The organism is Streptococcus sp. k-163 (genome assembly GCF_013277555.1).
Lineage (GTDB): Bacteria > Bacillota > Bacilli > Lactobacillales > Streptococcaceae > Streptococcus.
This window is the reverse complement of record NZ_VMND01000002.1, coordinates 36877-58478: the sequence shown is the minus strand read 5'-3', so window position 1 is coordinate 58478 and position 21602 is coordinate 36877. Positions and strand designations below refer to the sequence as shown.

Annotated in this window: 22 protein-coding genes and 1 pseudogene; 4 read left to right on the top strand and 19 right to left on the bottom strand. The window is 42.1% G+C overall.

Annotated features, from left to right (window positions below):
- Positions 1–3: 3 nt before the first annotated feature.
- From purR to HT731_RS00515, 13 genes and pseudogenes are all read right to left on the bottom strand, one after another.
- On the bottom strand, positions 4–831 hold the full coding sequence (gene purR, locus HT731_RS00575; RefSeq protein ID WP_173277206.1) for a pur operon repressor: 828 nt from the start codon (positions 829–831) through the stop codon (positions 4–6).
- A 105-nt stretch (positions 832–936) separates the two neighbouring features.
- Positions 937–1878 (bottom strand): 3'-5' exoribonuclease YhaM family protein, encoded by a 942-nt coding sequence (locus tag HT731_RS00570; RefSeq protein WP_173277204.1) that lies wholly within the window; start codon positions 1876–1878, stop codon positions 937–939.
- Entirely contained in the window at positions 1868–3124 is a 1257-nt protein-coding gene (locus HT731_RS00565) for a DNA recombination protein RmuC (protein WP_173277202.1), read from the bottom strand. The genes HT731_RS00570 and HT731_RS00565 overlap by 11 nt, the downstream gene beginning before the upstream one ends.
- Before the next feature lies 1 nt (position 3125).
- Positions 3126–3788 (bottom strand): thiamine diphosphokinase, encoded by a 663-nt coding sequence (locus tag HT731_RS00560; RefSeq protein ID WP_173277199.1) that lies wholly within the window; start codon positions 3786–3788, stop codon positions 3126–3128.
- Positions 3751–4407: a ribulose-phosphate 3-epimerase gene (gene rpe / locus HT731_RS00555; RefSeq protein ID WP_124788247.1), complete on the bottom strand. Its 657-nt coding sequence runs from the start codon at positions 4405–4407 to the stop codon at positions 3751–3753. The genes HT731_RS00560 and rpe overlap by 38 nt, the downstream gene beginning before the upstream one ends.
- Before the next feature lie 10 nt (positions 4408–4417).
- Entirely contained in the window at positions 4418–5296 is an 879-nt protein-coding gene (rsgA, locus tag HT731_RS00550; protein ID WP_136936898.1) for a ribosome small subunit-dependent GTPase A, read from the bottom strand.
- 1 nt (position 5297) lies between these two features.
- A complete protein-coding gene (gene rsmA, locus HT731_RS00545) occupies positions 5298–6170 on the bottom strand; it encodes a 16S rRNA (adenine(1518)-N(6)/adenine(1519)-N(6))-dimethyltransferase RsmA (protein WP_173277197.1) in 873 nt (290 codons plus the stop codon).
- A 130-nt stretch (positions 6171–6300) separates the two neighbouring features.
- The gene (locus HT731_RS00540) at positions 6301–6609 is read right to left on the bottom strand and encodes a hypothetical protein (protein WP_173277195.1); all 309 of its coding nucleotides are present in this window, start codon (positions 6607–6609) and stop codon (positions 6301–6303) included.
- Positions 6602–7243 (bottom strand): ABC transporter ATP-binding protein, encoded by a 642-nt coding sequence (locus tag HT731_RS00535; RefSeq protein ID WP_173277194.1) that lies wholly within the window; start codon positions 7241–7243, stop codon positions 6602–6604. The genes HT731_RS00540 and HT731_RS00535 overlap by 8 nt, the downstream gene beginning before the upstream one ends.
- Position 7244: 1 nt before the next feature.
- A complete protein-coding gene (locus HT731_RS00530) occupies positions 7245–9275 on the bottom strand; it encodes a bacteriocin-associated integral membrane family protein (RefSeq protein WP_173277192.1) in 2031 nt (676 codons plus the stop codon).
- Between the two features lie 224 nt (positions 9276–9499).
- A pseudogene (locus tag HT731_RS00525) lies at positions 9500–10452 on the bottom strand (XRE family transcriptional regulator).
- A gap of 71 nt (positions 10453–10523) precedes the next feature.
- The gene (rnmV, locus tag HT731_RS00520; protein ID WP_173277188.1) at positions 10524–11084 is read right to left on the bottom strand and encodes a ribonuclease M5; all 561 of its coding nucleotides are present in this window, start codon (positions 11082–11084) and stop codon (positions 10524–10526) included.
- Positions 11084–11857: a TatD family hydrolase gene (locus HT731_RS00515; RefSeq protein ID WP_173277186.1), complete on the bottom strand. Its 774-nt coding sequence runs from the start codon at positions 11855–11857 to the stop codon at positions 11084–11086. Before HT731_RS00515 ends, rnmV begins: the two co-directional genes overlap by 1 nt.
- A gap of 157 nt (positions 11858–12014) precedes the next feature.
- On the opposite strand from HT731_RS00515, the gene HT731_RS00510 reads away from it, so the two are divergent.
- Positions 12015–12155 carry a hypothetical protein gene (locus HT731_RS00510; RefSeq protein ID WP_004249917.1) on the top strand — a complete coding sequence of 47 codons (141 nt, stop codon included), beginning with the start codon at positions 12015–12017 and terminating at the stop codon, positions 12153–12155.
- Between the two features lie 386 nt (positions 12156–12541).
- Here the strand turns inward: HT731_RS00510 and HT731_RS00505 are convergent, their stop codons facing one another.
- From HT731_RS00505 to HT731_RS00490, 4 genes are all read right to left on the bottom strand, one after another.
- The gene (locus HT731_RS00505) at positions 12542–14506 is read right to left on the bottom strand and encodes a peptide ABC transporter substrate-binding protein (protein WP_173277185.1); all 1965 of its coding nucleotides are present in this window, start codon (positions 14504–14506) and stop codon (positions 12542–12544) included.
- A 138-nt stretch (positions 14507–14644) separates the two neighbouring features.
- On the bottom strand, positions 14645–14779 hold the full coding sequence (rpmH, locus tag HT731_RS00500) for a 50S ribosomal protein L34 (protein ID WP_000831905.1): 135 nt from the start codon (positions 14777–14779) through the stop codon (positions 14645–14647).
- Between the two features lie 154 nt (positions 14780–14933).
- Positions 14934–16148, bottom strand: coding sequence for a pyridoxal phosphate-dependent aminotransferase (locus tag HT731_RS00495; RefSeq protein WP_173277182.1), 1215 nt, complete (start codon positions 16146–16148; stop codon positions 14934–14936).
- A gap of 155 nt (positions 16149–16303) precedes the next feature.
- A complete protein-coding gene (locus HT731_RS00490; RefSeq protein ID WP_173277178.1) occupies positions 16304–16597 on the bottom strand; it encodes a hypothetical protein in 294 nt (97 codons plus the stop codon).
- 160 nt (positions 16598–16757) lie between these two features.
- On the opposite strand from HT731_RS00490, the gene HT731_RS00485 reads away from it, so the two are divergent.
- Positions 16758–17210, top strand: coding sequence for a universal stress protein (locus HT731_RS00485; RefSeq protein ID WP_138026789.1), 453 nt, complete (start codon positions 16758–16760; stop codon positions 17208–17210).
- Between the two features lie 227 nt (positions 17211–17437).
- Here the strand turns inward: HT731_RS00485 and HT731_RS00480 are convergent, their stop codons facing one another.
- Positions 17438–18829, bottom strand: coding sequence for a Cof-type HAD-IIB family hydrolase (locus HT731_RS00480; protein WP_173277175.1), 1392 nt, complete (start codon positions 18827–18829; stop codon positions 17438–17440).
- 65 nt (positions 18830–18894) lie between these two features.
- Here HT731_RS00480 and HT731_RS00475 point away from each other — a divergent pair, with 65 nt between their 5' ends.
- On the top strand, positions 18895–19857 hold the full coding sequence (locus HT731_RS00475; RefSeq protein ID WP_173277173.1) for an asparaginase: 963 nt from the start codon (positions 18895–18897) through the stop codon (positions 19855–19857).
- A gap of 51 nt (positions 19858–19908) precedes the next feature.
- Here the strand turns inward: HT731_RS00475 and ccpA are convergent, their stop codons facing one another.
- Positions 19909–20919 (bottom strand): catabolite control protein A, encoded by a 1011-nt coding sequence (gene ccpA, locus HT731_RS00470; RefSeq protein ID WP_001090628.1) that lies wholly within the window; start codon positions 20917–20919, stop codon positions 19909–19911.
- 237 nt (positions 20920–21156) lie between these two features.
- Between ccpA and HT731_RS00465 the strand changes: the two genes are divergently transcribed.
- On the top strand, positions 21157–21474 hold the full coding sequence (locus HT731_RS00465) for a DUF960 domain-containing protein (RefSeq protein ID WP_125411348.1): 318 nt from the start codon (positions 21157–21159) through the stop codon (positions 21472–21474).
- Positions 21475–21602 lie beyond the last annotated feature (128 nt).

Here is a 21602-nt window from a genome sequence, read left to right as displayed (position 1 = left end):
CTCTTATTTATCTTCATCAAAAATATTGCCAACCTCAACATCGATGGCTTGATTCTTGACATCAATATTGGTTACCTTCAAGAGTGACTTGTAGTCAAACTGCTTTTCACGTTCTTCTTGGGCATTGTCCGCAAAGACCGCTACCCCTGCCAATTCTGAATCGAACTCGCGCAAAAGACTAATCATCCCGTTGACAGTTCCGCCACCTTTCAAGAAGTCATCCACAATCAAGACACGACTGCCTGCCTTGAGACTACGTTTTGAAAGGAACATTTTCTCAATGCGGTCACCACTTGAACCTGATACATAGTTGACGCTGACAGTTGAACCTTCGGTAATTTTCAGGTCACGGCGCACAATGACAAAGGGAACATTGAGGACATTGGCAACTGCATTTGCAAGTGGCACACCCTTAGTCGCTACGGTCATAACCGCATCAATTTTTTGGTCCATAAAGCTCTTGGCAATAATACGACCAATATTTTTCAAGATGGCTGGTGTGCTAAGCAAATCAGACAGGTAGATATAGCCACCCGGCAAGATTCGGTCATTTTCTGACAACTTGGCACGCAAGTCCTCAACCATTTCCTTAGCATCATGGTTTGAGATTGATGGTGTAAAGATGACACCTCCGCCAGCCCCAGTCACAGTCTGGATGTGGCCGATTTCGATTTCCTCAAAGGCGCGTTTGATAATGACGATATCTTCTGAGATGGATGATTTAGCAGATTCATACTTTTCAGCAAAAGTATTGAGACTAGTTAGTTTATAAGGATTATTAATCAAATAGTTGGAAATGACAACCATCCGATCACTTCTTCTTAATTTCATTTCTATTTCCCATTTCATTTAATTTTGATATTTTATCTATTATACCATATTCACATAAAAAAACGAACATTCTTATCCTAAAAAATGCTCATTTTTCTTAAATTATTAATCTAAATCTGGTTTATAGAAGGAACGATTGTCCATAGCGAAGATTTTATTGGTCATCTCTCCCTTATCCACCAAAGCAAGAGCTGTTGACATCATCATCATGCTTGCATCCAGATTGTCAATCATATGGATAATCTCTGCTTCCATAATGCGTGGACGGACTGGGCTTCCATACTCAAGTAAGCCGTGGTGACTGAGGATGACGTGACGAAGCAGAACGACTTCTTCCTTGGTATCATCAATGCCAAGTTCCATAACTGTCTTGGTAATTTCGCTATCAATTAGAGCAATATGCCCAAGAAGATTGCCTCTAACTGTGTACTCGGTCTGATCTGGTCCCGTCAACTCGATGACCTTAGCCAAGTCATGCAGCATAATCCCCGCATAAAGCAGACTCTTATTAAGCTGAGGATAGACCTCGCTAACGACATCTGCCAAACGCACCATGGTCGCTGTATGATAGGCCAAGCCCGTTTCAAAGGCATGGTGGTTGGTCTTAGCAGCTGGATAAGAATAGAATTCCTTATCGTACTTGGTGTAAAGATTTCGGACAATTCGTTGCCAGACAGGATTTTCAATTTTAAAAATCATTTGCGACATATAGTCGCGGATTTCCTTAACATCAACTGGTGACTTGACCTTGAAATCAGCTGGATCATTGGGTTCGCCAGGTTGAGGCAGGCGGAGAGTAATTTGATTGACTTGAGGGGTGTTGTTATAAACTTCTCGGCGCCCTTTCATGTGGACAACCTTACCTGCGGTAAAGGCCTCAATGTTATGAGGTTGGGCATCCCAGAGCTTCCCATCAATCTCGCCACTATCATCTTGGAAGGTAAAGGCTAGGTAGTTTTTCCCAGCTCGAGTTTGCCTCAGGTCAGCTGATTTGATTAGGTAAAAGCCTTCAAACAGCTCATCTTTTTTCATGTGACTAATCTTCATATTCTTCCTCATTTTCTTGGAAATGGAGTAGATCAAGCGCAGGCTCACCTTCTGACAACTCAATGTGACGGAGCGTCCGCTCGATAGCTGTGGTGCGACGGTTTAATAATTCATCAATATTGCCAGAGGCATGTTGAAGATGTTTTTGTGCCTTGACCAAAATCCCCCCAAACTTGCCAAACTCAGTCTTGACACTGGCAAGGGTCTTACTGATATGGTCGGCACTCTTTTGAATATTGAGAGTCTTGAAACCAACTGATAGGGAATTAAGGAGAGCTGACAGTGTACTTGGACCTGCAACAATAATCTGCTCCTCCCGTCTCAAGTCATCAAAGAAGACAGGATTGCGGACGATTTCTGAGTAGAGACCTTCTGTCGGAACAAACAAAACTCCAAAATTGGTCGTCCGAGGTGGTGCTATGTACTTGTTCTTGATATCCTTGGCAAAGCGCTTGACGCTTGCTAAGAGTGACTTACGACAGCGTTCGATTTCATCCTTGTCACCTACTTCATAGGCTTCTTCTAGGCGGTAATAATCTGCCAGTGGAAACTTAGAGTCAATTGGCAGATAGACGTATTCCTGGTCGCCTTGCCCAGGAAGCTTGATGGCATACTCCACTCGCTCGCTAGAGTTTTCAACTGTTGCGAATTCTCGTTCATACTGGGCAGGGGTCATGATATCCTCGATGATTTGCCCCAGTTGCAATTCCCCCAGAATTCCTCGCGTTTTGGTTCCTGAGAGAACCTTGTTGAGGGCACCAACATCACGGGCAACTGTCTGCATTTCTCCAAGGCCACGATTGACAGACTCCAGTTGTTTGGAAACTGTCTCAAAGGAGGCCTGCAAGCGCGTCTGCAAGGTCTTTTCTAGTTTTTCCTCGACTGTCTGGCGCATTTGTTCCAAACGTTGCTCATTTGATTCCTGCAAGGCTTGGAGACGTTGGTCAGTCTTATCCCTGGTTTGGAGGAGATTCTCAGTCATTTCTTGACGGACCTGCGTCAGGCCTTGGTGCAATTCGATTCGCACTTCTTGCAAACGGTCGCTGACAGCCACTTCCAAATCTTTTTGGTCCAACTGGCTGGCTTGTCTGGCTTGTTCAAAGCGGTAATCCAACTGGTCTGACAAGTGATCTGCCTGATCCTCCAAGCTCTTGGTCAGATGTTTTTCCTGCTTATCCTGCCTCTGCCAAATCAGAAAGAGTCCAGCTAGGTTGACAATCAATAATAGAACAAGTAAACTTTCCATCCTACCTCCTGTCCTTGCTATGCAGCACGACCACATAGCCATCTGGGCAAGTCACCGAAACTTCCCTATCTATATATTCGTTAGAAGCGTACACTTTTTTAAAGAAAAAATTGTCCTCTGTCAACTCATACTTGGCACCAAGAATAGTCAACTGGCTATCCCGAACCGGCATAAAGGCAAGATAGTCGTAGTCTGAACGAGGTTGAAGCTGACTGATCCCTTCTGGACAATAGGCAATCAAGTTTTGCCCATCCTCAATCGCTATCTGACGCATATAGGGAGCCAACTTAGGATTGCTAGGTAGAAAGACATTAGCCAACATGTGATCAATACGACCACCTAAAGCACCGAAAATAGTAACCTCAACCTGAGGATTTTGCTCAAAGATGGTTAAGAGAGCCAATTCCAAATCAGTATCATCTTTTTCTGGTCGGGCTTGAACAAAATGCTGGGCACGTTTTTGAATCACCTGTCGCTCTTCTTCGGTCACAGAATCAAAATCTCCAACTGCTAGAGCAAGAGGCAAATCTTCTTCCAAGACCCAGAGCGAGCCTCTATCCACACCAACAAAAGCATCAAAATCTGTCCGATAATGACCGCGGTCTCCGCCTGCAAAAACGGCAACCCTAGTCCAGTTGTTTTCTGAGAGTTTGTACTCGCTCATTGACATCTCCCTTAAAGACATAGGAACCTGCTACAAAAACGGTCGCACCAGCTTCTTTGGCTTGAGCAATCGTTTTATCATCAATCCCACCATCCACTTCAATCTCAAAGTTCAAACCTTTTTCATCACGAAGGGCAACCAGCTCACGAACCTTATCCATGGTTTCTGGCAGAAAGGCTTGACCACCAAATCCAGGGTTAACTGTCATGACTAGGACTTGGTCAACTAGATGAAGGACGTGCTTGATAGCTTCAACAGGCGTACCAGGATTGATAACAACAGATGGCTTGACACCGAGTGAACGAATTTTTTGGAGGGCACCATGAATATGAGGCGTTGCTTCTACATGGATGCTGATGATATCTGCTCCCGCACGCGCAAAGTCTTCCAGATGATGCTCTGGATTAGCTACCATCAAATGGCAGTCAAAGACCATCTTGCTATGGGGACGAAGAGATTCGACCACACCCGCACCAAAACTGATTTGTGGCACAAAGTGACCATCCATGATATCGATATGGGCATACTCTGCCCCAGTTGCTTCTAGGCGTTTGATTTCACGTTCAAAGTTGGCATAATCTGCTGCCAGAATTGACGGAGCAATCTTGTATTGAGACATAGGTTTCTCCTTATTTTGGAATTTTTTTGCTGACTTTTTTGTAGGTTTCTCTACGATTTTCAATTTCGCTAAGGAATTGCAGGTAGTTGTCAAAACGGAAGGACGCAATGACTCCCTCCTCGACTGCTGGCTTCACTGCACAGGACGGCTCGTGGGTATGGGTACAAGTACGGAATTTGCAGTCTCGACTGACACTATCAATCTCTGGAAAGGCCTGATTAAGTTCTTCAGCCGTTGACACTTCATAATCCAGTGATGAAAAACCTGGTGTGTCCGCGATTTTACCCCCATTAAGGTTGTAAAAACTAACAGCTCGAGTGGTATGACGACCACGACCCAGACTGTCTGAAATTTCTCCTGTTTCAAGATTAAGGTCTGGTGCGATTTTATTGAGAAGAGTTGACTTCCCAACACCTGTCTGCCCCATAAAGACCGTAACCTTTCCTGTTAACAAAGGCAGGAGTTCCTCTTTACTGGTCACAAAGTCATAGCCGATGTCACCATAAGTCTGTTCATAAAAATCCAATTCTCCTCTATCTTCCAACAAATCCATCTTGGAAATATAGACAATGGGATGGATGCCCTTGTGTTCCAAAAGAACCAAGAAGCGATCCAGCAAATTGCTGTTGAAGTCCGGTTCCTTGACAGACATGATCACTACAGCTTGGTCAATATTGACAATAGGCGGACGGACCAGACTATTTTTCCGTTCGTGAATCTTGAGGATATAGCCCTCTGAATTTTCCTCGGCAGAAAAGTCGACCAAATCCCCAACGTAGGGAGTATGGCCTTTTTTACGGAAATTCCCACGCGCGCGTGTTTGATAAACCTGACCATCACTTTCTACATAGTAGAACCCAGCCAAGGCTTTAATGATTTGTCCCTGCATCTTAGAGTCCTTGCCCTTTAAGCGCATCTGCTAGGCTGGCAAATTCTGCCAAGCTGAGAGCTTCCCCACGTACACTTGGTGACAAGCCCGCTTGGTCCAAGGCCTTGGTCAGCTTGTCCTTGACTTCCTCAGTCTTGCCAAAGTAACCTGTCAAGTTATTCCACAAGGTCTTGCGGCGATGGGTGAAACTAGCCTTGGAAACCTTAAAGAAGAAGTTCTCGTCTTCCACTGCTACGGCTGGCTCTGGACGACGCACCATTTTCAAGATAGCTGAGTCCACATTTGGCGCTGGCACAAAGACCGTACGAGGTACGATAAAGGCAACCTTGGCAGTCATGTAATACTGCACCGCAATCGACAAGCTACCATAAGCCTTGGTATTCGGTTGAGCTGAGATACGATCTGCCACTTCTTTTTGCATCATGACCACAAACTCACTAAACGGAATGCCACTTTCAATCAAGTACATGAGAATAGGCGTCGTGATGTAATAAGGCAAATTAGCCACTACCTTGATGGGCAGGTCAGGATTTTTGAAATTCTGGATATGTTGCGCCAAATCAACCTTGAGAATATCTTCGTTAACTACGGTTACATTATCAAAATCACGCAGGGTATCTGCCAAAATCGGCACCAACCGGTGGTCAATCTCAAAGGCCATGACCTCTGCTGCACGCTCAGCCAGAAACTCGGTCAAGGCACCAATACCTGGCCCGATTTCGATAACATTGACCTGGTCATCAATTTCAGCCGTATCCACGATTTTTTGAAGAATATTGGTATCCGTCAAGAAATTTTGCCCAAAGGACTTTTTAAAGGTAAAACCGTGACGCTCCAGCACTGCCTTAGTCACGCTATAATCTGCAATTCTCATCTATTCTCTTTTCTATTATCTGTTACTACTATTGTAACACATTCCCCTTGTATTTTGGGGGTGAAAATCATACCAAAAAACTATCTTTCCTCATGAAGAAAGATAGTTTTGGAAATCTTTAAAGGTGGACTTATCGGTTCTCTCGAAACATCCGTTCGAAAAAATCATCTTCTTGATAACTTCGATTTTCAGGTAAGGTCAAATCTACATCCTCCTCCACATCGTCTACTGTCAGTTCAACCGTTTGAGGTAAATTTTTCAAACGATAATGCTTTTGCCTTTGCCCTTCAATACTAGCAAAATCAAGCAAATACCCATTCACTCGGATTTGAACCAAAAGGAGATGATTGGTCATATTTTCCATGATGAGAATATCTTCTAAACCACCTCTGGCACTAGGATAATCAGATACCCTGCGAATACGAATTTTTTCACACATGAGCAAGCTCCCTCATATCAATGATTTCATCGGCCTTATTCCAGACTAGGGGATTATGGGTCGCAATGATGATAATTCGATTTTCATCTTTCAAGCCCACCAAGAGATTCATAACCTCCTCTGAATTTTCAGGATCAAGAGCTGCTGTTGGTTCATCCGCTAAAATCAAGGGTGGATTTTTCAAAATAGTCTTCGCAAGGGCAACTCGTTGGGCCTCTCCCCCAGATAAAGTATAAATTTTTTGTTCTAGATCCAAATACCCTAGATTAACCTTTTCTAAAGCCTCTACTTGCCTTTCCAAACGTTCTACTTTTGAAATTTTTTGACCGACAAAGCCCAAATCCAAATTCTCTTTGATTGATTGGTTTTCTAAGAGTCCAAAATTTTGAAAGAGATAGCCCATCTGGTCTCGAAAATACTCACGAGTGGGAGTGGTTTTTAAATCTTTCCCCTGATAGAGAACCCTTCCTCCATCTATCTTTTCTAGTTTGCCTAAGATATTCAGCAGCGTCGTCTTTCCGCTTCCACTCTTTCCGATTAAGGCATAGACCTTGCCCTTCTCCAGCTTGAGATTTAAACCAGAGAAAATCGCGCGGTCATTAAACTTCTTTTCCAATCCTTGAATATCAATCATCTTATTTTCCTTTCAATACTGCCATGCTACCAGATTCTTCCTTTTTATCCTGCCTTACTAAAATCAACAGAGCGTTAAGCGTAAACAAAGCTACAACTAGAGCGCTAATCAAGCTATCTCCTGTCAAAACACTAGATAGGATTAGCCCAAGTAAGAGAACTCCTCCTTGCGCCAGTAAATACTTGCCATGAAGCTCATAGATTGTCATACCAGAAAGACGTTTAATCATGATCTCCCGTCTAAACTGCTCAAAATAGAGAAGATTCATAGAATCAAATAACAAGATAGCCGTAGACAGGGTCAAAATCGTCCCAATAAGGAGAGAGTAAAACTCCATCCGTTTGTCATTTAGTACCTTGGCAAAAAATAGCTGGCTTTTTACCAAATAAGAGACTTTGTGATACAGACCTTGCTCTTTTAGAGATGTGATGCTGTCTCCATATCGATCTAGTTTCAAGGCACTATTAGCCGTAGTTCCCCACAACATCCCTGCAACAGGTCTTGTTCCAGTCGCTTGCGGCGTTAGAACTACAATAATCGGATCTTTTAGATATTGACGTGTCGTCTTGTACCCATCGTTATAGAGGAAGCGTTCCTGTCCTGTTTCTGTAAAAGCTAGCGTTAACTGTGGAAGGTAGTGTTTCTGACTCGTCGCTTCTACACTTTCAGATGAAAAGTTTTGCAGGTAGTCTGTAAATAATCCTTGATAGTAGGCAGACTGCTCTCGCAAGCTCTCAGGCAAGATCAGCCCAAACTCTCCCTCAGACAAGTTTTGCATCTTGTCCATAAACTCTGAAGAAATGGTAACCTTTTCTTCTATCAGATAGCGCGGTGAGACATAGATGACATTCCCTGCTGGTGTGTAGTCATTGAAACGATTGCCATCTAGGTCTACTTCTGCTCCATCTGAGAAATTGTCAACATTGCTCATGATATAAAAAGAGTCTGTATTGGCTAACCGTTCTTCAGTAAATGTCTGCCACTCGCGATTCTCCTTACGCATTCCTTCTTCATCGGCAAATGCACTAGACCAACCAAAGGATAGACGGTAACGATCTGAGGACTGGCTCCATTTATCGCTAGCTCTCTCCATCTCCTGCATTTCACGGTAGTGGGGTAGGAGAGCAGTCGCACTCGAGCCGACTACCAGCACGGCCAAGAGTTGCCCCACCATCATCAATGTCATCATACGTTTGAGAGGGAGTTTCCCTTTCAATAGATCCACCAGACTATTTTCCTGTAAACCAAGTAGATACACGACACTTAGTAAGGTAGAAATCCCTATCAAGGCCAATCCATAAAGCAAAAGACCAATGATGACCAGTTGCACCGTTGCCATAAACAAGGCACCTTGATACCAGAGAATTCCCACTCCCAAAAAACTGGATACCATCACCGAGAAGATAAGCTGTCTCATATCTTCTAATACTGGTCTGAGAGCAACCCCAAACAAGCTCTCACCAGCTATTAAACGAATCCCTGCTTGACGGAGGGATTTTATCCGATAAATCAGAGTCAAACTCATAAAGGTCAGCAGAAAAATAGCTAAACTCAGTAGCACCATAGGGGTGACAGCCAATAGTAAGACTATCGAAAATGAATCTTCTCCATTCGAAACAAAGCCTTGATAGCCAAGTTCTTTCAAGGTGGTCTGTAAGCTCACTCCATCCAAACTTCCTGACACAATCAAGTAAGACCCTAATAAATCACTCGTTTCTGCACTCTCCTTGGAGGAAATGGTCAGACCTGCTGGAAGCTCTCCCTGACCATAAGTGGCATAGGTAAAGCGTGTTTCTCCAGCTTCATTTGGCTCAACGATCCGACGGGCGATGAGACTATTATGCTCTACCGCCAAGTGACTCAAAGCCTCTGTCACCTCTTCGCGACCAGCTACTGGTTGATTTATCACCATTCCTGTCACATCAACAGAGGGATAGTTACCAAATAAAATCTCTTCTCGATGGTCAACGGAAGTTATCACCATATAAAGCGATACCAATACCATTGAAACCAAAATAAATAAACGTTTCATCATTTCCTCCAAAAAGTTACTTGGTCACTTAGTGAGAAGGTGACCACAGTCACTACAATGTTAAGAAGCATATTAAGTTCTTTCCACTAGCAACATCTTCAAATACATTATATCCGTTTCTTCAAGAACTACCAAGGACATCAATGTCCTTAGAATCTAACTATTTCATTTTATTTTTAACTTATATATTAAAAACAGCCCTAAAGACGAACTTTAGAACTATTTCAAGACCAGAACAAGGACATTTTTGTCATTGCTTCACTATGCTTTACTATGTTTATAAATATTTTTTTACATCCTCTTGCCATTCCTCTGTCAATTTCTTTACTAGAAATTCATCTCCAATTAGCTGCGCAAATGTTTTAGAAGACTGATAAAATGATTCAGATAAACTAAAATCTCTTTCTACTCTTAATGCTTGCTTCCACAAAAACATAAATACAAGGGGTTTCTTTTGATAATCTTGGGTTTTATCCATAATTTCTTGTAAACACGATAGATAATCATTAAAGCAATCCGTTACTCCTACCTTTTCAAGACAACACATTCCTGAAATAAGAGTATCTCTAATTATAAAGAAGTTTTCTAATTGAGTTACCTTCTTCTGTTCTAAAAGAAAGAGCATTAGCTTTTCGATTTGATTCACAAATTTGGCAAGATCTTTTCTAATAAGCATTTGATAAAAAAACAAACGAATCAACAACATATCATTTATTGAATAAGCTTCTTTTTCTATAATCTGAGGCATATGTTCCTCAAGTATTAACTCTGCGTATTCAGGCCTTCTAGTTCTAGAAGTATCTAAACACGCCTGCAATACTTCACATACTAATTGTTCTTCTTTAGGAAGATTATCAAAGTATATTTTATAAATCTCTTCCAAACACGCTTCTTTCTTATCGTATTCCTCTTCTTTACCATAGATTGGTTCACGTAAAATCTGGTATTTCAATTCTAAATAAGCAGGAGGAAGAGCTGAAAAATCCGGCATAAGGCTATAAGCTGGAACTCCTAAACGACGAGCAATATAGTCTAACTTCGGCAAACTCGGTTGCGAAGCTCCACTTTCAATTCGCGACAGTTGACGAACTGTCAGTTCTTGCTCATCTCCACAAAAATCTGGACGACTAATTCCTTTTTCTATCCGAATCTCTTTAATTTTTTGACCAATTAACATCAGACGTCTCCTCTTCTACCTGCTTCGAAAAATACTGGGAAATTTAAAAAATTGTAACGGGCACATCTTTCCTACTCATAACTTTTCATAGCTTCTTCCACTTCTGCCAAGGTGACCCCAAACAACTCTAGGCGCTTGAGAAGTTGCTTGCCGTTAGAATAGCCGATTCGGAGAGCCTCTCCCAGATATTCTCTGCGCTTACGGCTATCTGCCCCTGCTAGAAAACCAAGGCGAATCAAATCGCTACGACTGATATCAAACTGGCTCTCATGTTCAAATTGTTCTGTCACCTGAGCTAGAGCTGTTTTCAGGTCTTCATAGCTGGCATGCTCAATTCCCAGAGAACGCCCCTTAGTTTTGGACTTAGGAACAGCTTCATCTCGTTTGAGGAAGGCATGCTGAACCGTTGGAATGGCCGTCATAATCATGCGCCGAATCCGCTCCCCATTAAAATCTGGGTCTGTAAAGACAATAACTCCATGACGTTGGTGCAGGCGCTGAATCCGCTCTATATCCTGATCATTGATGGCAGAACCTCGTGTCTCATAAGTATCCACATCAAAGAAACGCTTGAGATTGGCCGTATCATCGCGACCTTCAACCACGATGACTTGAGAAATTTTTTCTTTCATTACTTGCTGTCCAATCCAAAAATGCGCTCTGCATTTGCAGTTGTTACTGTGGCTAACTCTTCTGTCGTCATGCCACGCAAATCCGCGATAAAGTCCACTACATAGCGAGTATAGGCTGTTTTGTTTTCGCGACCACGCTTGGGTACAGGTGCTAAGTAAGGCGCATCTGTTTCCACCAAAATCTTGTCCAAAGGTAACTCTTTAGCTGCTTCTTGGATGTCAGTTGCCTTCTTGAAAGTCACCACTCCTGAGAAGGAAATAGTCATGCCAAGCGCGACAAACTTCTCTGCCCACTCAAGCGTCCCTGAAAATGAATGCATGATGCCACCTCGAGGACCAACGCCCTCGCTCTTGATAATCTCATAGGTATCTTCTAGCGCATCACGTGTATGGACAACAAAAGGCAAATCCAAATCCTTAGATAGCTGAATCTGACGGCGAAAAACCTGCTCCTGCACCTCTTTTGACGCTGTCATCCAATGATAATCCAAACCAATCTCACCTAAAGCAACAACCTTGGGATGTTTGAGCTTATCAAGCAAGTAGTCTTCAATCTCCTCTGTATAAGTCCCTGCCTCTGTCGGATGCCAACCAATAGTCGCGTAAAGTTGCTCATACTCATCTACCAACTCCAAGGCACGCTCAATCGTCGGTTGATCAAAACCAACAATATTCATCTGTGTCACACCCATCTCAGCAGCCAAGGTAATTTCTTCTGCCTCACGACCTGCAAATTCTTCTACATTCAAGTGTGTATGTGTATCAAAAATCATCTCTTCTAACCTCGTTTTCTATCTACTATTATAGCAAAAAAACTGACCTCTCTCCCCATCTGAAAAAAATATTCTAAAACCCATTATCATCTCTTGATGCTCTTTTTTCAAAACAGTATAATAACACTTATTGAATTTTTCAATAAAGGAAATGATCATGTTTACAAAATTAAAACAGACCTTCATCGGTCGTCCTCTTAAGTCCTCGACCGAAGGCGAAGGGGGACTACTGGAAAAAATACAGACCTTGACCATCTTGTCAAGCGGCGCTCTGTCCTCCATCGCCTATGGGCCTTAGCAAGTAGTCCTAATACCCCAGTTTATCCCTAATAAACCTTGGCAGAATATCCTGCACAATCAGATGAGTCTCAAACTCAAATACGCCCTTCGTTGGCACCAAGACGTCGTTGTTGCTAGCTACTCTTATCACTTAAAAGAATAAAGAAAAGGCCCTACCAGAACCAAGAAGTATCTGGTAAGGCCTTTTTATGAATCCAGTCACTAGGCTTATACTCAATGAAAATCAAAGAGCAAACTAGGAAGCTAGCCGCAGGCTGCTCAAAGCACTGCTTTGAGGTTGTAGATGAAACTGACGAAGTCAGTAACATACCTACGGCAAGGTGAAGCTGACGTGGTTTGAAGAGATTTTCGAAGAGTATTAACTGAAAAGCATGACTAGGAATACTATTGAATGTGGTTAGCTAAATCTTCCTGAGCTTTTTTATTTGACTCAGCTTTTTCTTTCAGCCATTTTTCATAGAGTTCTTGGTATTGTTTAGCAGTTACTGGCTCTTTTTGCAATTCAACATATTTGTAGTTGTCCGCATTTCCCTTATGACCAACGAATGAGAATGGGCCTGTAAACGGTACTGTCTTACGGAAGATTGGATTGGCTCCGCCACTTTGAACTGGTAGGAAGAGGGCACTATCTGTCAACCAAGCTTGGGCTTCAGCATATTTTTCATAGCGAGCATTAGTATCTGTGATTTCAGCATCTGCCTGATCCAAGAGTTTCTTGTAGTCAGCAAGACCAATCTTATCCTTAACTTCCTTGTCTTTTCCTTCAGACAAGCCCATGTTTTTCAACTGAGAACCAGTCTCTGGATCTAGAATCGCTAGGTAAGTCTTCGGATCCGAGTAGTCTCCACCCCATCCTGAGACGTCAATATCGTAGTCTTTTTGTTCTGCTGTATCTGCAAAGTAGGTTGCCTGATCTTTTTCATCTGGAGAAAGTTGGATAACATCGATGACAACATTATCCTTACCAAGAGTGGCTTCTACTGTTTGCTTGAGAGAGCCAGCCTGTTGCACATCTAGCTTAGCAGTCTGGTCAACTGGCATATCCAAATGAATTGGGAAGGTTACTCCCTGAGCTTGAAGACTTTCTTTAGCCTTAGCAAATTTCTCTTTGGCCTTGTCAGGGTTCAAGAAGGCTTGCTTACCATCGTTTAGGTTGATATTTGCCCAATCTTTACCGTAGTTAACAATTTTTTCATTGACAATATCACCGAAGTTCTTATCGCCAACTTGGACAAAGTTACTTGGTGTAATCGTGTTACGTAAGATACGGTCTGCTCCATCTTCACCATTTGTCTGTGCTGCATAAGCATGACGGTCAAAGGCAAAGTTGATAGCCTGACGGAAATCCTTATTTTGCATAGCTGCGCGTGAATCTGTCTTTTCCTTATCAGACTGTTTCATAGTCTGCTTGTAGCTTTGACGATTCACATTGAAAAGATAATAGAAAGTAACTGAATTTTGCGGTGTATAGGTAATCTTGTCCTCATTTCCCTTCTTAAGCTCAGAAAAGACTGAACTTGTTGGGAAGATACGGCCATCAGTATAGTTACCATCCAAGAAACCTCTTGCAATGCTGTCTTGGTCAGAACCGTCAAAGAAAGAAAGTTTCACTTTCTCGATTTTAACATTGTCCTTATCCCAGTAATTAGGGTTTTTATCAAGTTCAATCAAAGATTTTGATGTGAATGATTTAAATAAGTAAGGACCATTTGACAAGATACTTGATGGTGTCACACTTCCAAAGTCATCTCCCTTAGACTTCAAGAAAGCTTCGTTTACCGGACTAAGAATACTTGCTGTTGTTTTAGAGTTCCAATAAGTCTCAGGCTGGTTGAGAGTGTATTGTAGCGTGTAATCATCCACCGCCTTAACACCAACAGTTCCAAAATCAGATGATTGCCCTTCAACATAGTCTGCTAACCCTTTAATAGAGTCTTGTACCAAGTACAAGTTTTCAGCCTTTTTATCCGCCGCATACTTAAGACCAGTCACAAAATCATGAGCTGTTACATCCGCATACTCTTCTCCTTCAGAAGTGTACCATTTGGCCCCCTGACGGATCTTATAAGTGTAGGTCAAACCATCTTTTGATACAGTCCATGACTCAGCCATAGACGGGATGAGATTGCCGTACTGGTCATTTTCCAACAAACCATCAATCAAGTTGGTTGTGATACTAGATGTAGAATCTCGTGTAGAGGTAATATAATCCAAGGTATCTGGGTTATTAACAAAGATATAAGAGTAAGTCTTGTCTGTATTACTTGATTGGGAAGACCCACATGCCGCTAGAGCTAGACCTGCTGTCAAAGCCATAGCTCCAAAAAGCATAACTTTTGATTTCTTCATGATTATTCTCCATTTTTTACAGTATGTGAAATATTATACACCATTTGAGCAAAAATATAAAGTATTTTGAGCTTTTTTTACAAAAATAAAAATCAGTAGACTCGAGTTCCTACTGATTTTTGATATGGTTCGTTTGGATTATGCAGCCAAAACTTTGCGTCCTTTACGACGACGAGCTGCCAATACGCGACGACCGTTTTTAGTTGACATACGGTTACGGAATCCGTGTTTGCGCGCACGACGAAGTTTACTTGGTTGATAAGTACGTTTCACGATGAATACCTCCTCATAGATTTTGTATTCGTTTAGCCGGCTATAAAGTGATCAGTTACTAAACATACTTTACTATTCTATCTGATTCTTTTACTTTTGTCAATAGCTCTAGGCAAATGTTTCCAGCTTTTTAACGCTTTTTCTGATGTAAGCCCTATCTACGATACTGTTTCAAGAAACGAGTCATCTTTTCTTGGATTTGGGCTAACTCATCAACACGAGGAAGGTAAACAATGCGGAAGTGGTCTGGTTCCTTCCAGTTAAAGCCTCGACCATGAACCAAGAGAACCTTTTCCTGCTTCAAGAAATCAAGGACAAACTGCTCATCATCATCAATACGGTACATATTTCGGTCGATTTTAGGGAAGATATAGAGTCCGGCTTTGGGTTTAACAGCAGACAAACCTGGGATTTCTTGAATGGCATTGTAGATAAAGTTTCTTTGCTCGTAAATTCGTCCACCTGGAAGAAGCAATTCATCAACTGATTGGTGGCCACCCAAGGAAGTTTGTACGACTTGCTGGGCCAAAACGTTAGAGCAAAGGCGCATATTGGACAACATATTGAGCCCTTCGATATAGCCTTTAACGTGTGTCTTAGGACCAGACAAGACCATCCAACCCACACGGAAACCAGCAATACGGTGGGATTTTGAGAGACCATTCATGCTGACACAGAAGACATCTGGTGCCAAGCTCGCCACAGGCGTATGCACATGCCCATCCATGACCATACGGTCGTAAATTTCATCCGCAAAGATAATCAAATCGTTTTGACGGGCAATCTCAATAATCTCCAGTAAGAGTTCCTCAGGATAAAGGGCGCCAGTTGGGTTATTTGGATTGATAAGGACGATTGCCTTGGTATTGGAAGTGATTTTTGACTTGATATCGTCAATATCTGGGTACCATTCTGCAGCTTCATCACAGATATAGTGAACGGCATTTCCCCCAGCAAGGCTGACAGCAGCTGTCCATAGAGGATAGTCTGGCATAGGCACCAAGACCTCGTCTCCATTGTCCAAAAGTCCCTGCATGGACATGACAATCAGCTCACTGACACCATTTCCAAGGTAGATATCATCAATATCTACGTTTGGGAATTTCTTCAATTGGCAATACTGCATGATGGCCTTACGGGCTGAGAAAATCCCTTTGGAGTCAGAATACCCCTCACTATCACGCGCATTCATAATCAAGTCATGAATGACTTCGTCTGGCGCTGTAAAACCAAATTCTGCTGGATTTCCTGTATTCAGACGTAAAATCTTTTCTCCGTTTGCTCGCATTCGCATGGCTTCTTCCAATACAGGGCCACGGATATCATAAGCAACATGCTCTAACTTACTAGATTTGTTATATTCTTTCATCTTGTTTCCTCAATTCATCGAGATAGTAACATTATACCACTAGAAAGAGAATGCGACAAGTTTACTGAAATGTGTTACTAAAATCCTACAGAAGAAAAGCCTCACTAAAAGCGAGGTCAAGACAGGGGAGATAGCAGGCATTTTACAAAGACACATCACATACCAAAAGATAAACCTAGAAAAAGCAAGCCTAAAAAGGAGTCATAAAGAAGATTGAACATGAGGAAAAGTCCCCATATCATCAAGCAATCCCAACGCCCACTTCTTTTTGCAACTAGGAACAATAACAGATGGTAGAGTACATGAAAGACTAAAAAGCCAACAAAACCTGGATAAAGAAGCGGAATCAACCTATCTAATTGCCAGATCATAATCACTTCTAGCAAGACTGAAACTAGGATAATTCCATAATAAAGGAAATTTGATGTTTGAAAAGAGTTTTTCATCATTCTCCCTCCCTTCACTTGTTTCCTGCTATCTTTTCTTTTATTTTATCATATATTTATATAGATTTTAAGCGCTAAGATTCTTTTGAAAAATACTTTTTTGCTTTACTTCTATAGTGAAAAGGTTTACAATTATAGTAAGAAAATTTCAGGAGGTTTCATTATGGCACAACGTTACCAAAATATCATGGTCGCAATTGATGGTTCTAAAGAAGCGGACTTGGCTTTTGTCAAGGGAGTCCATTCTGCTCTACGAAACGACGCTAAACTCACCATCGCTCATGTCATTGACACACGAGCACTCCAAAGCGTATCCACCTTTGATGCTGAAGTTTACAAAGAACTCCAAGTCGACGCTGAAAGTCTGATGAAAGAGTACGAAAAACGTGCTAAAGATGCTGGTGTAGCAGATGTTCATATCGTTATTGAAATGGGAAATCCAAAAACCCTCTTGGCACGTACTATTCCAGATGCTGAGGAAGTGGATCTCATCCTCGTTGGCGCAACTGGTCTCAACGCCTTTGAACGCCTCTTGGTCGGCTCTTCCTCTGAATACATCCTCCGCCATGCTAAGGTCGATTTGCTGGTGGTGAGAGAACAAGAAAAAACCTTATAGTCACGAAGAAAAGGAGCTCAGCACTCCTTTTTGTTTACTATTTATACTCTTCGAAAATCTCTTCAAACCACGTCAACGTCGCCTTGCCGTATATATGTTACTGACTTCGTCAGTTTCATCTGCAACCTCAAAACAGTGTTTTGAGCTGACTTCGTCAGTTCTATCTACAACCTCAAAGCAGTGCTTTGAGCAGCCTGCGGCTAGTTTCCTAGTTTGCTATTTGATTTTCATTGAGTATTATTTCTCTCTTTATGGCGTTCGTAAGCCTTGAGCTGGCGCTGCAGTTCCTTTTTAATAGCAGGTTCTGGAGCATATTTTTCTTCCCAATCATCTGGCTTTAAGATTTTATGGGTTACTGGATCAAAATGAGCCTTGCCATCTGGAAAAATTTTCCCCATATTGGCCTGATGAACAATATCAAAAATACGTTCTGGGTCCACTCCCATCAAAACAAAACTACCGTAGGTAAAGTAAAGTGTGTCAATCAAGGCATCCACTTGCCCTATCAAATCTTGCTGAGCAGGCGTCTTCTTAGCTACTTTATCTGCTGCCTTATCAAGAGCTTGATGAAGTTGTGATAGAGCTTGACAAAAATCCTCTTCAGAAGGACTGGCAGCTCTAACAAACTCCACCAATTCTTCTATTTTAAAGCCAGCCCTGTGGGTTGCACCTTCTAAATCCCAAGCTCGAGGTTCTTCTTGGGTTCGTTCATCCATCATGTGGTGGAAGGTCTTGACCTTATTGAAATGATAGTCACGGCTGACAAAGACTTTTTCTGAGGCCAGAACACCAAAATGTTCCAAGGCCTTGTGGATTCCGTCTTGCTGATTGCTGGTGGTGATGTGTTTGGCGACTTCCTTGACACTGCTACTACCATTTCCCATAGCAACTGACATACCGACACCAGCCAGCATTTCAAGGTCGTTATCCGAATCACCAAAGGCCATAACTTGGTTGAGATCAAAACCATATTCTTTCCCGACTCGGCGTATGCCTTCCAATTTAGAGTTTCCTTGATTGATGACATCCGCTGCAAAAGGATTACTACGTGTCAATTTCAAGTCTTCAAAATCAGCTGCCGCCTTCTCAGATTCTTCTGGCGTCATCAACATCAAAACTTGGTAGATAGGCTGATTCATCAGATGAAGCAGGTCTTCTTCCTTTTGGGGAACAACCTTGCTGACCATACAATTAAAGGAATGACTCACCGTACGAGTTAAAACAGAGGGAACGAAGCGACTGATTCGTTGGGAAAAAGAACCCAAACCAAAGGACATGATTTTAGAACCCAACATGGCATCCTTGGTCCCTAGGGCAATCTCCTTGCCCTCTTTTTTAGCATAAGTAATGAGCTGGCGCAAGTGTAGCTTGGAAATAGGGCTCGTGAACAAGACTCTATCTTTAGTAAAGATATACTGGCCATTGTAGGTTACCGCAAAATCCAGATCCAAATCGTCCATCAATTCCTTAACAAAAAAAGGTCCTCGACCTGTCGCTACGCCGACAAGCACCCCTTGTTCTTTGACAATTTTAATCGCGTCCTTAGTGGATTTCAAAACACTCTTGCGATCGTTGACCAAGGTTCCATCGATATCAAAAAAAACAGCTTTGACTTCCATCCTATCCCAATCTCCCCTTTTGTGATACAATGATTATACCACATTTCAGAAAGAGTGAGTAAATCATGCCTAAGAAAATCCTTGTTTTACATACGGGTGGGACTATTTCCATGCAGGCCGATGCTTCTGGCGCTGTTGTGACGAGTTCAGATAATCCCATGAACCATGTATCCAACCCACTTGAAGGAATCCAAGTCCACGCCTTGGACTTGTTTAACCTGCCGAGCCCCCATATCAAACCCAAGCATATGCTGGCCCTCTACCAGAAAATTAAAGAGGAAGCGGCTAACTACGATGGAGTGGTGATCACACACGGGACCGATACTTTAGAGGAAACAGCCTATTTCCTTGATACCATGGAAGTTCCCCATATGCCTATCGTTCTAACAGGGGCCATGCGCAGCTCTAACGAACTCGGTAGTGACGGTGTTTATAATTATCTGAGTGCTTTGCGGGTAGCTAGCGATGACAAGGCTGCTGACAAAGGAGTTTTGGTTGTTATGAACGATGAAATCCACGCTGCCAAGTATGTCACCAAAACACATACGACCAACGTCAGCACCTTCCAGACTCCAACACACGGGCCACTTGGTCTGATCATGAAACAGGAAATACTCTACTTTAAAACAGCTGAACCTCGTGTCCGCTTTGACCTTAATCACATACAAGGCTTAGTCCCTATCATCTCTGCTTATGCTGGTATGACAGATGAGCTGATTGATATGCTGGATTTGGAACAATTGGACGGTTTGATTATCCAAGCCTTCGGAGCTGGTAATATTCCCAAAGAAACGGCTCAAAAATTAGAAAGCCTTCTGAAAAGAGGAATCCCAGTCGCCCTGGTTTCACGATGCTTTAACGGTATCGCAGAACCTGTTTATGCCTACCAAGGTGGGGGCGTACAGTTGCAAAAGGCCGGTATTTTCTTTGTCAAAGAACTTAACGCCCAAAAAGCTCGCCTGAAACTCCTCATTGCCCTCAATGCTGGACTAACAGGACAGGCTTTGAAAGACTATATGGAAGGCTAATTCCCTTCTCTAAAAACAAATCAGGAAATCTTCACGATTCCCTGATTTTTTCTATTTACGTTTTCGTGTTGAACGACGTTCTGTCAAACCATGAGGTAAGAGAACTTCACGTTCTTCCAACTCTTCCTTGTGCATAATCTTAGTCAACATACGCATGCTAATAGCACCAAGGTCATAAAGAGGTTGGGCAATAGTTGTCAAGTTTGGACGGGTAAAGCGTGAGACTTGCGAATCATCACTAGTAATAATTTCAAATTCTTCTGGTACTGACACACCCTTATCAGCAAGGCCGTTCAAGACACCTGCTGCCAATTCATCACCTGTTACAACTGCTGCAGTTGCGTTTGATGAAATTAAACGCTCTGCCAAGGCATAGCCATCTTCATAAGTGTATTTAGACTCAAATACCAATCCTTCGCTATAAGAAATACCTGCTTTTTTCAAGGCTTCCTTGTAGCCAACCAAACGAACCTTACCATTGATATCATCCACTAGTGGACCGCTAACGAAAGCAATGCGCTCATTTTCTTTAGCAAGGTAGGTTACTGCATCAATCGTTGCTTGTTTGTAGTCAATATTGACACTTGGAAGCTGATGTTCTACATCCACTGTCCCTGCAAGAACAACTGGTGTTCGAGAACGAGAAAACTCTGAACGAATTTTTTCAGTCAAGTGGTAGCCCATAAAGATGATACCATCCACTTGCTTAGAAAACAGTGTATTAACCACTGAAACTTCCTTGTCATCATCCTCATCACTATTAGCAAGGACGATATTGTACTTGTACATTTCAGCGATATCATCAATCCCTTTAGCAAGCGTTGAAAAATAGCCATTGGTAATATTTGGAATCACGACACCGACAGTGGTTGTCTTTTTACTTGCCAGACCACGCGCCACTGCATTTGGACGGTAATCCAAACGGTCAATCACCTCAAGCACTTTTTTTCGAGTATTCTCTTTTACATTCTTATTGCCATTGACTACACGGCTAACCGTCGCCATTGAAACTCCTGCTTCACGGGCGACATCATAAATCGTTACTGTATCGTCTGTATTCATTCCATTTCCTTTCTATATCATACCTCACGAGACTCCAAAAAAGAGACGGTATGAAAATTTCGTTTTCATGATTCTACTTATTCCATTTTATCACTATTTGTAAACACTTTCAAGCATTTTTTGAAGATTGTTTGAAAAAAATTTCATAGAAAACTATGTTTATGAAGAAAAAATCACCTTTTCTTGATTTTTAATCCTATTTGCTGTATGATAAGGAAAAAGAAAGGAGGCAAAGATATGGCTTTTACCAATACCCACATGCGGTCGGCTAGTTTTGGCATTGTTACCAGCTTGCCTGATGATGTCATTGACTCTTTTTGGTATATTATTGACCACTTCTTAAAAAATGTCTTTGAATTGGAAGAAGAACTCGAGTTTCAATTGCTTAATAACCAAGGAAAAATTACCTTCCATTTTTCAAGTCAACATCTCCCTACAGCTATTGATTTTGACTTTAACCATTCTTTTGACCCTCTTTATCCCCCGAGAGTACTGGTTTTAGATATGGACGGTAGAGAAACTATCCTCCTCCCAGAAGAAAATGACCTATTTTAATACTCAATGAAAATCAAAGAACAAACTAGGAAGCTAGCCGCAGGTTGCTCAAAACACTGTTTTGAGGTTACAGATGGAAGCTAACGTGGTTTGAATTTTATTTTCGAAAAGTATAAAAACTCTAGCCT